Origin of the sequence: Bacillus sp. DNRA2, from assembly GCF_012843265.1 — a bacterium.
Lineage (GTDB): Bacteria > Bacillota > Bacilli > Bacillales > Cytobacillaceae > Bacillus_BU.
Genome location: NZ_JABAIT010000003.1, coordinates 216,912 through 229,736 on the forward strand (window position 1 = coordinate 216,912; position 12,825 = coordinate 229,736).

Sequence of the window (12,825 nt, forward strand, 5' to 3'; positions counted from 1 at the left end):
TATATAGTATAGGGGCGAAAAACTCCGCACTAGCCATTGTCAATCGATATTTATAGTAGGAGGATACCTCACGTCAACATTTTAGGAATAGTACGGACTATTATATGAAGGCTTACTTTCAGCCGAAATTATATCAGGATTAGTAAGAAATTAGTACCATTTTAAGCGTTTAGTTATCTATGTATTATGAAGGGGAATTTAAACGACATTTTTGCCGAAATGTTACGTAATAAAGAATGAAGGGTATAAAATCACTGGATTGTTTGCCTTTTATTATGAAGGTACTCAACTTTTTGCCGTTTAGTTATCTATGTTTTATGAAAGAACTTTTAACTAACATACAAGCGTGTTTGCAACGTCTAGCCGGCGGACGCAGCACGCTCTTTTTATTTCCGTAAGTGTTAATAAAAATCAACGTATTACAAAGGAGGGTCTAAACGATGCACTTAACGGCTAACGAGTTTCGCATGATTCGCAAAGTCTACCGATTATCTACGGTCGAGTACGGCGCACTGTGCGACATATCCGGAGCATACGTAAATTACATCGAAAATAACAAACGCAACCTAACTGATCGCGTAAGGCGTAAGTTAGTAGCCGAACTACAACTAACACCGGATAAGCTGGCGCAGATTACCGCCGTTTATAACGAGTACAGCGTTAACGCTACTTGACAACGGTTAACGGTTAATTCTGCGACACTAAACGTCGAAAAAGTCAGTAATGACGCGGTTTCTAGCGTGTCGTCCTTATAACTAAAGATACGCTAATTCGTAGCGAATTAACACAGGCTAACGCCTGGCAGTCGATAAAGAACAATCGCCTGCAGTTACTTTTTCGGTGTTCTTTTATTTCGGAAATAAGTTTCGTTAAACGGTGGCAGTGGCTAAATGAGGTACGAATTTAGACACAAGGTTTTTAAAAAAAGTATATATTTTCTTTTAAGGAAAAAACGCTGAAACCCTTGCGGCTCTAAGGCTCGTAAAAAATTTTAGGAAGAGTTCTTCCTAAAACGGAGTCGAGTAGCGCAATTAAAAAACAATTTAGGAGTGGATAGGATGGTTAACATTACAGTAGTAGATTCGATTATGGGAGCAGGAAAGACGTCGTGGGCGATTCAGTATATGAACGAAGCCTCGCCGTTAGAAAAATTCATCTATATTACGCCGTTCTTAACCGAAGTTGAGCGTGTGAAAAGTAGCGTATCAAGTCGTAATTTTCTACCGCCTAACAACGCAAACGTTGAAAAAACTAAAATGCGTAGTCTGAAAGATTTAATCGTACAAGGCGCCGACATTGTTTCGACTCATTCGTTGTTCCAAACGGCCGACGACGAGTTGATCGAGTTAATAACGGATTCAGGCTACACGTTGATATTAGACGAAGTTATGACTGTTATCGAGCCAGTAAGCGTTAAGGCAAGCGACATTAAGAAACTCGAAGCAAGTGGCGACATTATAATCGACGGTAATAAGGTAATTTGGACCGGCGACCCTCACGACGATAGCCGTTATCGAGATGTTCGCGAACTAGCGCAAGCAGGTAATTTATTTTATCACCGCGGCAAGTTCTTAATATGGGCGTTTCCGCCTTCTGTATTCGCTGCGTTTAGTAAGGTTTTAATTTTAACGTATATGTTCGACGGGCAAATCCAACGGTATTACTACGATATGTTTCGTTTTGAATATAAGTATAAAAGCGTTGTATCGGCTAACGGTGTTTATTCGTTGATTGATTACGATAGAACACGGGAGAACCGGCGAGAGTTGTTCGGACTTATTGATATTTACGAGGGAAAAAAGAACGATATTGGCAGCCGTAAGAACGCATTGAGCGCTACATTCTTACGTCGTGGCGACCTTGATACATTAAAGCAATTGAAAAACCATATTTACGGCTATTTTATTAACGATATTAAGGCGAAAAAACACGAGGTTTTTTGGTCGACTCTAAAGGAATTAGAAGGGCCGTTAACGCCTAAAGGCTATAAAGGTCGTTATATTCCGGTTAATGCGCGAGCGACAAACGAATATCAAGACGTTTCGACATTGGCGTATATATTTAACCGATACCCAAATCCGCATGAGCGAGCATTTTTCGAGGATAACGGCGTAACTGTAAACGTTGAAGCGTTGGCCGTGTCCGATTTACTTCAGTGGATATGGCGTTCAAGAATACGAAACAACGAGCCTATTAATTTGTATTTACCGTCAAGCCGTATGCGTGAATTATTAAAAGCATGGGCGGATTACGAAATTTAAGGGAGTGGATAAGAATGTTAGAAAAAATTAAAGAGACGGCAAAAGACGAATTACAATTCTTAAAACTAGCGAAACAGTTGCGAGTAGGTTGTAACGAAGTAACGTTAAATGCGTTCGACGTTGTAATCGAAGAAGTCGCCGATGATATTAAGGACACTATAAACGATTTATTATTCGAAAACGACGAAAAAACTATCGAGTATTACGAAAAATATTCGAGTTTGCAAAAAGACGTCGATCAATTAGAACAATTAGTTCTTGAATTTCCGGAAGTCGCAGTATTCGGTACTGACAACGTACCGGACGACGTAGAAGAAGCGTTAAAAGACCATACGGAATATCAACAACTAAAAGTCGAGTATGAGCAAGCACAAGCTAAATATAGTGAGTTTTCCGATAAGTTCGACGATTACACGGACGAGCAAACGGAACATTACTTCGAATTAGTAACTAAAGAATAGCAGCCTAACCGCTGCTTTTTTATTTTAACGTGGAGGTGATTGGAATGGATACGGATAAAATCGCGCTAGCGTTGTATTTTGTCGGCTTGGCAATCGTTCAAAAGACCGGCATTAAGTACGTTAACCGCGAAATTGAAATAGCTATCAACGCATTACAAAAACAGCTTAACCTAAAATAAACGGATTGGAGCGGATTGGAATGAGCGAAATATTAGAACTATTAAAGGGTATTGACGCAAAGTTAAACGAGGCGTTAGAAATCGGAGGTGGCAGCGATGAGTAAAATCGAAACGAAAACATGCACACGCTGCGAAGAAACGAAGCCAGTAACGGAATTTCTTTATAACGGCAATAGACGGACAAATTGCAACGATTGTGAACGAATAGAATCAAGCGATAGAATGCGCCGGTACAATAAAACACTACGCGGCAAGGCGTCACAGGCATTGCAGTCTAGTCGCAAATGGATAAAACGCAACGGCTACGAAGTCGAGGACGATTTAACGCTAATGGACGTAATATGGACGTTTACAACGGCACAAGGCGAATGCAGCTACTGCGGTAATGTTACGGAAGATTATCACATGGAGCATATCGTTCCGTTAGCTAAAGGCGGACCAAATACGTTCAGTAATATTACGGTAGCTTGTCGGTCGTGCAATTCGTCGAAATCTAGCCACGATTTATTACAATGGCGCGACTTTGAAGAGGTGGGCGAGGTAATCGAAAAAATGGCGACGCGTAAGGGCGTTAGCATTAAATCAGTGCTAGAGGACATGGAACCGGATGAATAGTCGTGAACTAAATTCGATACAAGCGAAGCTAGGCCGCCTTGCTCGCAACGAATGCGTCAATTATAAAGACGGCACTTGTGAGTTGCAGCGATGCGGTGCTTGTGTCGTAACCATTAAAACGGACAGCTTACCAGGCAACGTATGCAGATATTTTATGACGTCGGTGCTGCCGGCAGATAAATCGTTAAATAGTGAATATCTCGGTTATTTTCCGCGAGGTTATCCGTTAAAGAAAACGAAAAAGCCGTCGGCAACGTGCCACCGGTGCGGCGAACCGTTTGAAAAGACAAGCAATGCTGCCAAATATTGCGAGGACTGCCGATCGTTGAATGAGCGCGATAAGGCGAGGGCAAGAAAGCAAAAAGAACGGCGTAAAATGTCACGGGATTAAACGCTATAAACCATTGATATAACAGTGTTTTTAAGTGCAAAAAATGGCTATCGGCTACAAATACATTACTTACTATAAATATGCACGTCAATAGCGTGACATTGGAGGGATGTTCGTTGAAACAAGACAAGCTTAACGTTATGTATTGTATGCCACACGAAAAGCTGCCGCCTAACGAGCGATTTATTCGCGTTAAGGTGTCAGACGGCAAACGAACCGAGATAATCGACTTCGGCCGGCATACGCCATTTAAAACGGTAGTTTCCCAAATTCCGGTCATATTCGGCCATAGGACTTCGGGCAAATCACGGAAAAAGGCGGTGTAACGATTGCGTAAATTTCGCGCGGTGTTATTACACGACGATAGCGACGGCCATTACGGAGCCGGCATCGAGGAACGCGTCGACGGCCAAACGGTATGGATTGCCAGTTTATATCTTGGACCGATGCCGAGCCGTAAGCAAGCGCAAAACGAACTAATAAACGTAATTGAGCAACAACTAGCGCCAGGCGACGAGGTAACGCTAAAGATTCCGGACTTTTCGTTTTATAAACGGGGCGACGAGTTTGCGCCACGATTTACGATTCACAGCGAACGCCTAAAAAAAGTCGTTACAGCGAGAATGTTGTGCGAGGACGCGCTAAAACGGCGCAGCGATATTATTGAAAAATTATAAGGGGGATTTAAACAATGAAACTACATGAATTAGTAGAAATTTACAAGCAAGTTGAAGAAGCGAAAAAGGAATTATTTTCCGCAAAGCTACGTCAATTCGAGCACCTGGACGAGCACCTAATCGGACTATTACAACGCGCAGCTAGTCACGACACGTCGTTGTTAGACGAACTAGAAAGCGTTATTAAGGAGGCTAAATAATGGAAATTTATTTAACGAGATCACACACATTTGGCGGTGTTAAGCACGACGGCGGCAAAATTTACGAATATGACGACGCCAACGGTCAACGGCTAGTCGCGGAAGGCTACGGCGTGCCGGTCAATTTTCCGACCATACAAGGTTACTCACGCGAGATTAGCAGATTAGTAAAAGAATACCGCAAGGAACGCGACGAAATCGCAAAGTCAGAACGCTACCGCGATAACGAGGCGGAGCGTGAGTTCCAGCTTAAAAAGCTACGCATTGATCTTGACGAAGCTGTGGCGGAAAAGAAAGACGCCTATGAGGTGGATTTAGAAGTCGCGTACCGCGAAAACGCAGCAAAGGCGTTTGAAATCACGATAGACGATACAGCGAAGGCGTTTGTTGACGCAGTTAAGACGCAATTTAGCGTAGCGCAGAACAAAAGCGACTTAGCCGATATGTTAGTCGCAAGACTGAAGAACGCCACGCCAGAGGAAAAGGCCGCACTGTCAATGGCGCTGAACGATATTTCGATTCCGTCGGAACGTTTAGACTCAGTAAAGCACGAACTAAAAGGCGCTGCACCTGGAGCAGAATCGATGCAAAACTGCGCTATATTGAGCGCCTACAAACAGTATCAAAATCCGGCGGTAGCGTATGAGCAGCTAAAGGCGGTGAGTGAGCGTGAGCGATAAATCTTTTGAGCAAAAAGTTGCTGAACGTTTGGAAAAGCAGAAATATAGTGGTGGCGCCGACCCGTCTATTAACAATCCGGCACGTCAACAACCGCGCTATATGGACTTGGCTGAGCACGGCCGCAAGATGTACGAGCGTATCAAACACAAAATTAAACGATAAAACAGGGGGAAATAAAAATGAACGTACAAATTACAGTAAGAAAAACAGTTTATCAGAAATCTAACTTTAGAGCAGCGGGAACAGGTTTTTCCTCGGAAATTAAAAAAGAAGGTTATGATTCATTTTTTACTGGATTACATCGAAACGGATTATTAACCGATGAGATTGACAACGCAATGAAACGATTAATTGGAAGTTTGGTAGGAAATGAAGATACTGACGCAAATGTAACTATTATTCTACCGGAAGGCTATGCGCTGACCGAAACGTTAAAGCAGCATTACATCGATAAATTAACCGTGGAGCCGGAAATTAATTCGGTAGTGTTCGCCTAATTCATAGAAAAAAAATTCCATGCGCTGCTGGATCTCACTTAACCGCAACATGGAAAAGTAATACACGGTCGGCCGACGTTGTCGGTCAAACTTGGCGCTTGTGGCTTCGGCTGCGGGCGTCTTTTTTATTACGAACAAAGGAGGAAAAACGGAATGAATAACTTATACGATGTTAAAGCAATCGTCGACGAATATCTGACGGAAACAGGACGCTATATGGAGAAAGAGCGCCACAACGCCGATACTATCGACGAATTGCACGATATTTTCCGCGAAGCTGAACGCAAGTTTAACGACGGATTAGCGAAGTTACACGCGTTAAAGCTTAGTCGCGATGATCGTCGTCATTTCAGTCTAATTACGGGCGCATTTGCAACGGCTATGAAGTCGTGCCAGTACGGTGCTAAAGGTCGCTACAAGCACGCAGTCGATAAGATGGCAGAATGTAATAGGCTAGTAGCGCAGTATGTAATGAGGCAGTTAGGTCGGGTGTCTAAATCATGAGTGACGGATTAAATATTTCATTCAAGATTTCGGCAATTGACGACTTTTCGAAAACAATGTCGAACTTACAATCGTCCACGCAAAAAGCATTTGACACAATAGCTAACGCTGGTAAAGTTGTGGCCGGTGCGGGCGCTGCAATGTCCGTTGCTGCTGGCGCAGCGATGGGCGTTGGCTTAAACTATCTCGCGGGAATGCAAAAAGCAGAAATCGGGTTGCAAACTTTAACCGGATCCGCCGATGAAACTGCGCGGATTATGAAAGACCTGCAAAACTTCGCTATCAACACACCGTTTGAATTTGACGGCATGTTGCAAGGTACTCGTCGATTAATCGGTATGGGTATGGCGTCGGACCAAGCGACTCAAATGCTATACGCAACCGCCGACGCAGTAGCCGCGGCCGGTGGTGGTGCTGCCGAACTAGACGGCGTTTTATTAGCGCTCGGTCAAATTCAGGCAAAAGGCAAAATCAGCGCCGAAGAAATGAACCAACTCGCAGAACGCGGCATTCCAGCCTGGAAAATACTCGGCGAACAAATGGGAAAAACGCCAGGCGAATTAATGAAGTTGGCCGAAGAAGGTAAGCTGCTAGCAACCGACGCGTTACCGGCATTACAACGAGGTTTCGAAACGACGTTCGGAGGTGCTGCTGCAAAGCAAGCAGACGGGTTTGCCGGTAGATTAGCGAACCTTAAAGAGCAAGCGGTAATCATGGCGGGCACGTTTGCGAAGCCGTTGTTTGAGCCTATCACTCGAGCGATGGGAGTCGCGCTTGAAAAAGTACAAGCGTTTAGTGAGTGGTTTCAGAAACTTCCACAAGGCGTGCAGACATTCGCAACAGTTGCAGCGCTCGCTATACCGGTATTAACGCTATTTGCCGGTGGTTTGATGATGTTTGTCGGATTTTTACCAAATATAATTCAAGGATTTACACAGTTAGGCGGGGCGTTTGCTAAAGTTGGACCAATGCTTGCCGGAACTGGTGGAACGATTTTATTAGTCGTTGCCGCACTCGCAGCACTAGCGGTTGCGTTTGTTTGGGCGTATCAACACGTTGAGTGGTTCCGTAACGGCGTAGACGCTGCCTGGGCGTGGATTAAAGAGGCATTTAATACCGCGTTAGAATTTATTAAAGGCGTTGTGACTAGCGTAATGTCCGAGGTTTCCGGATTTATTGGCGACCAGTTAGCGAAAATAAAGGCGTTTTGGGACGAAAACGGAGCGCAAATAACGCAGGCCGCGCAAAACGTGTGGTCTTTTATTTCCGGCTATCTGTCGCAAATTATGCAGAATATTACCGCGATTTTCCAAATTGCGTGGCCGATTATTTCGGGTATCGTGCAAATTGCCTGGGGTTTAATCAAAAATATCGTTTCGACGGCCATTGACGTAATTTTAGGCTGGATTAAGTTTTTTTCGCAAGTATTTACAGGCGACTGGCGAGGAGCGTTCGACACCGTTAAGCAGATCGCAACCGACATTATGAACGGAATCACTGGCATATTCGAAGGAATCGACTTACTGCAAATTGGTAAGGACATTATTAACGGATTACTCAAAGGGTTACAGTCAATCGACGTTGCCGGCGCCGTTAAGAAGATAGCAGCGAAGATTCCGGCGGGCATTAAGAAGCTGCTCGACATTCACTCACCGAGCCGTGTGTTAATGGAGTTAGGTATGTATGCCGGTGACGGTCTAGTTATCGGTATTAGCGATCAGGTCAACGCCATTAAAAACGCTTCGCGCGACATGGCTATGGCTGCGGTTCCGAAAATCGACCGACAAGCACCGCCGTCTTACGTGTACGACATCAAGCAACCTCGCCAAACGGAGCAACGTCAACAAGTACCGCAAAAAGTAACGGTCGAGATTCCGTTATATATCGATGGTCACGAAATCGCACGTAGTACAGTTAGCGACATTAGCCGACTCATTGACGATAGTCTCGGACTAAAATTACGAATGAACGGGGTGAGATAATGTTAAAAAAGGAGCAACTCGAGGCTATTAAGTACCTCGCGCAGCCTAAAAACGGCGGCTTAACGCAAGATCAAATTGCGGAGGCCGTTGGTGTAACACGTATGACCTTGCACCGATGGAAACAAGATATCGAGTTTCAAGACGAACTCAAACGGGAAATCGGTCGTAATACAATGAACCGTATTCCGGACGTACTCGAAGCGATGTTTAAGTCGGCAACGCAGCACGGCTCGGCCAACGCCGCAAAGCTAATCTTGCAATCGGTCGGCATGTTAACGGACAAACTCGAAGTCGAGGACCGCACGAAACACAGCGAGCAACCTAAACACGACGTCGAGACGATGCAAGCCGAAATCGAACGCATTCGAGCGCTACGACGCGCAAAGTAACGAAACAAAACGCCTCACTCAAAAAGAGTGGGCGTACTTTACATAGTACGTGCATTATTTCGCGATTGCTCGCATAAGCTGACATAAGAAGAAGTCAGCGTCAATAGGCAAACTGCGCCTTTCTCCTATTGCGGGGGATCGGCGCTATTTTTTTGTGCCTATTTTCCGAGACCCTTGCGCATTAACTCCAATATCGCAGCAGCGCGACTAGGTAAACTATTATCCTCTTTATAATCATCGACCTTTTTTAGCATAATATCATTCAAACGTATCTCTACTCTTGTAGTCTTTTTTTCTGACATTTTAATCACCTCACTGTTGATTTTACGGTAAAGCTACGTTAAAATCAAGATAACCGTAATAAATACGTTAAATATACGTATAATTTACTGTGAGGGGAGTCTCCCCTACCGTTGTTACACTGTAACGCAGTAACACGGTTGACACTGTCAAATGTCAAGACAATGTGAAAGAGAGGTTACGAGAATGATAGAGGGGAAAGGCTTAGGGAATAAGAAAGTTAATCGCGTGAACATATCGCTAACCAACAAGGAAAGCGCAAAACTAAACCGACTGGCGACCGCTTGCAACATGCGACCTACTACACTCGCCGGTATGCTTGTTGAGCGCTGCCTTAACGATGTTAATATAATAAATGAAATCCAATCGGAATACTGTACTTATTCAGCATACCGCATTGTCGTCCTTAAAATCGGCAACGAGGTCAAGTATATAACGGGCGGACGTGAGGACCTATGATAGATGGTTTCGTAATGGGCGTGATGTCTGCCGTGATCACTTACGCAATATTCCGCAGCCGTGACGATGAAGCATACGACGAGGACGATCTAATCGAAGAAGTTGCCGCAGCCGATGACGACTATGACGTTAGCGACTACAAAGAACGAAGCGTAACGATGTCGTGCCAAACTTGCCGCAAGCTGAAGCGTCACCGTGAAATCGAGCCGAACTTGTACCAATGCGTCAAATGCAAGCGTCATACCGATTTACGGCGTCGTTAGATTCGAATATTCGTAGTATTGCCCGTCTCGTTGCGAAATATACGTTGACTACCGCATTAATGCACGTCTATAATTAAACCGTATAGGTTGAACGGAGTCTGTGACGGACTTTTAACGAAATCCGTTACGACGGTTGATTGACCGTTGATATACCGCTGATTGTCCGTAATGATTAGGCGTGTTGGACTGACGATAACTTCAAAACCGTCTGTGACCTGCGTGCCAGGTTGGGTGGGTTCGATTCCCACGCGGTCCCGCCATATCAGTAATATCAACGTTAGTACATATTTTCACTTGCACGGTTTTATCGGTAAAAATTAGCAAAACCGATGAAGTCCGATAAGTGAAACCGTACAGGACATTTACACTTAACCACCTATAAAAATTCGTAGGGGGTTATTTTTATGCAACAAACTATTCGGAAGTACAAACGTGGACAGGCTGGAAAAAGGACTACTAGAAAGGTAATGGAATCATTTTCGCTGTTTGAAATGTTTGAACGATTCATGTTATTTAAAAAGACTGAAGGCTTAGCATCTAGAACGATAAATGATTACTATACTAATTTTGATTACTTTAAAGAATTTATCGGTGAAGATTTATCGGTAGATGTAATAACGACTGAGTTATTCCGAGACTTTGTCGGTTATATGTTACACGAAAAAGAACTATCACCAGTAACTGCCAATGTAAGAATTAGGACTTTAAGGGCATTTATTCGATTTTGTTATACTGAGGGATACATAGATATTCCTATTCATGAAAATTTCAAACCAGTAAAGACACCGGAAGATACGCTTGAATCATTTACACCAGCAGAAATAAAGAAGTTACTTTCTGTAATTGATGATGAATTATATACTGGATTTCGTGATAAAGTTATTATTTTTGTCTTTCTAGATACTTTAGTAAGAATATCCGAACTGGTTGCAATCAAACGATGTAATGTGGACTTAAAAGGTGGATTCATTCAGTTAGAAGCTGGTGAAACCAAAACAAGGAAAGCAAGAACAGTTCCACTATCATTTAAGACTATAAAACTATTATCTGAATATATGAAGGAAACGGAAGATTTTGAAGCAGAACACCTATTCCTTACTTACGATGGGCACCAAATTAATGATGCGACAGTAAGAATAAATTTAAGGGATTTTGGTAGAAAGGCTGGAATCACTAGGAAACGTGTTTCACCTCATACTTTTAGACACACAGGGGCTTTATTTTATGTAATGAATGGTGGTGACCCCTTTTCATTACAAAAAATTCTAGGTCATTCACATATGAATATGGTTAGAAAGTATATACAAATGACCGATACTGATGTTAGAAAACAACATAATGCATTTTCACCAATAAACAGCATTTTTGGAAAATGATAATCATTTAACGTTCCTTTAATTTAGATTAAGGGAACGTTTTTAGGTTGACTACGAAATATTTCAGTAAAAATTTACATTAAAGTACCATTTTTTATATAAAGAATAGTTGGAGTGTTATAATTAACAAAAAAAAGGGGGGAATTAATGGGTTTATTAGATACTTTAATATACTTAACAAAATCATCCACGCTTAGAAAATTAAGTGGAGAACCAAAACGGCTTTATAAATATTCTATTGTAGCCACGTTTTTCAACATTGTCGCTGGAAAACATCTCCAAACTGGTCAATTTGAAAATATAGAAATTGCTAAGGATATTATCAGAGACCCCAAGAATGCTAGTGAAAATTATTCACTTCCGCACTTTAAAAAGGAAGTGCATTATTGTTTAAGGCTTCGACATTTCCATAATCCTGATTCAGGTGAGACAGTAGACTATTTATTTAGTTTTTTTAGAGAGAAACTAGAGGGATTAAAAAAGGGAAAAAGATTTTGGAAAGGAAGTGAATTTGAGAAAATTATATCATTGGATGAATTCTTTAAAGATACTCATGCACGACCTATAAAAGAACATCATTGGATTGATTTTAATATAGAAAGAGGGTTGATTCCAACGATACCAGAATTTATTACATACGGTGATTTAATTAATTCATGGAATTTACTGCTTGAACGGTGGAAGAAATATCAAAAGTTAGCCGAAGAACATACTGGTTTTATTTCACAATTGGATTTTAAAAAGAGTGAAAAAGGGAGAGAGATAGAATATGAAATCTTTACTCTTCAAAGAACATGTTATACAGCTTGTGTAACATTTGTAGAATCTTATCTATTCTACCTTTTCTATAACTTCAAATCAATTAAACTATTTGAAGAGGATAATGATATTTCCAATTTATACAAATTAAACGAAAGAAATATAAATGATACAAACGTTATCGAAACAATTATTATTCCCAAATTTATAACTACCGAAGAAAATAATAAAAAAATGAAAGATTTATATAATGAATTTGAACACATTAATAATACTAGGAACTCAATTATACATACAACTGCTTATGAAGATAAATCAAAACAAAAGTCATTTATGGAACTGTTCTTTGAAATCAATTTAGACAAAGTAGAGAAATCAATGACTAATTCAATTGAAATAGTATTATTTATTGAAAGTTTATTACCTGAAGAACATAAATTACTTCAATGGTGGGATAGATTTGAGACCCCTGATTTTAGTTTAAGAAGAAAAATTTCTATCGTAAATCCTGAATCTAATCTTTCAAAGTTAAGTAGTATATAGAAAAGAAAAACCGTTGCTTATTCAACTGTTTTTTATCAACACAGAAACGTAAGGAACACTCAAAATATTCCATTTATTACGATGATATACTTACCTTGTAACTATACAATCGTTAGGGGGAATTTTGTGTTTCAAACTATTAACGGTGTCCAAGTAAAGGAACACGATGATACAAAAGAATTGACTAACTGATGCTAGACTAAAAAGTAGACACAGATTGTTATAATAAATATATCAACTATAACGGGGTGTGTCTGTATGGCAAGAGGTAAACGATTCGAAGATTCA

At 41.5% G+C, this 12,825-nt stretch carries 20 protein-coding genes and 1 tRNA gene; 20 read left to right on the plus strand and 1 reads right to left on the minus strand.

Features of this window, described 5'->3' with window-relative positions; translation table 11 throughout:
• The first annotated feature begins 440 nt into the window (after window positions 1-440).
• The 15 genes from HHO41_RS04800 (at window position 441) to HHO41_RS04865 (ending at window position 8,837) form a co-directional block, all read left to right on the plus strand.
• Window positions 441-674 carry a helix-turn-helix domain-containing protein gene (locus HHO41_RS04800; RefSeq protein ID WP_169096024.1) on the plus strand — a complete coding sequence of 78 codons (234 nt, stop codon included), beginning with the start codon at window positions 441-443 and terminating at the stop codon, window positions 672-674.
• A gap of 384 nt (window positions 675-1,058) precedes the next feature.
• On the plus strand, window positions 1,059-2,261 hold the full coding sequence (locus HHO41_RS04805) for a hypothetical protein (RefSeq protein WP_169096026.1): 1,203 nt from the start codon (window positions 1,059-1,061) through the stop codon (window positions 2,259-2,261).
• Window positions 2,262-2,275: 14 nt separating this feature from the next.
• Window positions 2,276-2,722, plus strand: coding sequence for a hypothetical protein (locus HHO41_RS04810; RefSeq protein ID WP_169096028.1), 447 nt, complete (start codon window positions 2,276-2,278; stop codon window positions 2,720-2,722).
• Between the two features lie 44 nt (window positions 2,723-2,766).
• Entirely contained in the window at window positions 2,767-2,901 is a 135-nt protein-coding gene (locus HHO41_RS22560) for a hypothetical protein (RefSeq protein WP_282434261.1), read from the plus strand.
• Between the two features lie 96 nt (window positions 2,902-2,997).
• Window positions 2,998-3,516 carry an HNH endonuclease gene (locus HHO41_RS04815; RefSeq protein ID WP_169096030.1) on the plus strand — a complete coding sequence of 173 codons (519 nt, stop codon included), beginning with the start codon at window positions 2,998-3,000 and terminating at the stop codon, window positions 3,514-3,516.
• Window positions 3,509-3,907 (plus strand): cysteine-rich VLP protein, encoded by a 399-nt coding sequence (locus tag HHO41_RS22565; RefSeq protein ID WP_169096032.1) that lies wholly within the window; start codon window positions 3,509-3,511, stop codon window positions 3,905-3,907. Before HHO41_RS04815 ends, HHO41_RS22565 begins: the two co-directional genes overlap by 8 nt.
• Before the next feature lie 116 nt (window positions 3,908-4,023).
• A complete protein-coding gene (locus HHO41_RS04825; RefSeq protein WP_169096034.1) occupies window positions 4,024-4,233 on the plus strand; it encodes a hypothetical protein in 210 nt (69 codons plus the stop codon).
• A 3-nt stretch (window positions 4,234-4,236) separates the two neighbouring features.
• The gene (locus tag HHO41_RS04830; RefSeq protein ID WP_169096036.1) at window positions 4,237-4,584 is read left to right on the plus strand and encodes a hypothetical protein; all 348 of its coding nucleotides are present in this window, start codon (window positions 4,237-4,239) and stop codon (window positions 4,582-4,584) included.
• A 14-nt stretch (window positions 4,585-4,598) separates the two neighbouring features.
• Entirely contained in the window at window positions 4,599-4,784 is a 186-nt protein-coding gene (locus HHO41_RS04835) for a hypothetical protein (protein WP_169096038.1), read from the plus strand.
• The gene (locus HHO41_RS04840; protein WP_169096040.1) at window positions 4,784-5,464 is read left to right on the plus strand and encodes a hypothetical protein; all 681 of its coding nucleotides are present in this window, start codon (window positions 4,784-4,786) and stop codon (window positions 5,462-5,464) included. The genes HHO41_RS04835 and HHO41_RS04840 overlap by 1 nt, the downstream gene beginning before the upstream one ends.
• Entirely contained in the window at window positions 5,454-5,627 is a 174-nt protein-coding gene (locus tag HHO41_RS04845; protein ID WP_169096042.1) for a hypothetical protein, read from the plus strand. Before HHO41_RS04840 ends, HHO41_RS04845 begins: the two co-directional genes overlap by 11 nt.
• A 17-nt stretch (window positions 5,628-5,644) precedes the next feature.
• The gene (locus tag HHO41_RS04850; RefSeq protein ID WP_169096044.1) at window positions 5,645-5,962 is read left to right on the plus strand and encodes a hypothetical protein; all 318 of its coding nucleotides are present in this window, start codon (window positions 5,645-5,647) and stop codon (window positions 5,960-5,962) included.
• Window positions 5,963-6,115: 153 nt separating this feature from the next.
• The gene (locus tag HHO41_RS04855) at window positions 6,116-6,466 is read left to right on the plus strand and encodes a hypothetical protein (protein WP_169096046.1); all 351 of its coding nucleotides are present in this window, start codon (window positions 6,116-6,118) and stop codon (window positions 6,464-6,466) included.
• Complete coding sequence (locus HHO41_RS04860) at window positions 6,463-8,448, plus strand: tape measure protein (protein ID WP_169096048.1); 1,986 nt, start codon at window positions 6,463-6,465, stop codon at window positions 8,446-8,448. Before HHO41_RS04855 ends, HHO41_RS04860 begins: the two co-directional genes overlap by 4 nt.
• On the plus strand, window positions 8,448-8,837 hold the full coding sequence (locus tag HHO41_RS04865; RefSeq protein WP_169096050.1) for a phBC6A51 family helix-turn-helix protein: 390 nt from the start codon (window positions 8,448-8,450) through the stop codon (window positions 8,835-8,837). Before HHO41_RS04860 ends, HHO41_RS04865 begins: the two co-directional genes overlap by 1 nt.
• A gap of 158 nt (window positions 8,838-8,995) precedes the next feature.
• On the opposite strand, the gene HHO41_RS04870 is transcribed toward HHO41_RS04865, so the two are convergent.
• The gene (locus tag HHO41_RS04870) at window positions 8,996-9,139 is read right to left on the minus strand and encodes a hypothetical protein (protein ID WP_169096051.1); all 144 of its coding nucleotides are present in this window, start codon (window positions 9,137-9,139) and stop codon (window positions 8,996-8,998) included.
• A gap of 151 nt (window positions 9,140-9,290) precedes the next feature.
• Here HHO41_RS04870 and HHO41_RS04875 point away from each other — a divergent pair, with 151 nt between their 5' ends.
• The 5 genes from HHO41_RS04875 (at window position 9,291) to HHO41_RS04895 (ending at window position 12,537) form a co-directional block, all read left to right on the plus strand.
• The gene (locus tag HHO41_RS04875; RefSeq protein WP_169096053.1) at window positions 9,291-9,596 is read left to right on the plus strand and encodes a hypothetical protein; all 306 of its coding nucleotides are present in this window, start codon (window positions 9,291-9,293) and stop codon (window positions 9,594-9,596) included.
• Window positions 9,593-9,859 carry a hypothetical protein gene (locus tag HHO41_RS04880; protein ID WP_169096055.1) on the plus strand — a complete coding sequence of 89 codons (267 nt, stop codon included), beginning with the start codon at window positions 9,593-9,595 and terminating at the stop codon, window positions 9,857-9,859. The genes HHO41_RS04875 and HHO41_RS04880 overlap by 4 nt, the downstream gene beginning before the upstream one ends.
• A 175-nt stretch (window positions 9,860-10,034) precedes the next feature.
• A tRNA-OTHER gene (locus tag HHO41_RS04885) sits at window positions 10,035-10,119 on the plus strand.
• 144 nt (window positions 10,120-10,263) lie between these two features.
• A complete protein-coding gene (locus tag HHO41_RS04890; protein ID WP_169096057.1) occupies window positions 10,264-11,235 on the plus strand; it encodes a tyrosine-type recombinase/integrase in 972 nt (323 codons plus the stop codon).
• A 147-nt stretch (window positions 11,236-11,382) separates the two neighbouring features.
• On the plus strand, window positions 11,383-12,537 hold the full coding sequence (locus tag HHO41_RS04895) for a hypothetical protein (RefSeq protein ID WP_169096059.1): 1,155 nt from the start codon (window positions 11,383-11,385) through the stop codon (window positions 12,535-12,537).
• Window positions 12,538-12,825 lie beyond the last annotated feature (288 nt).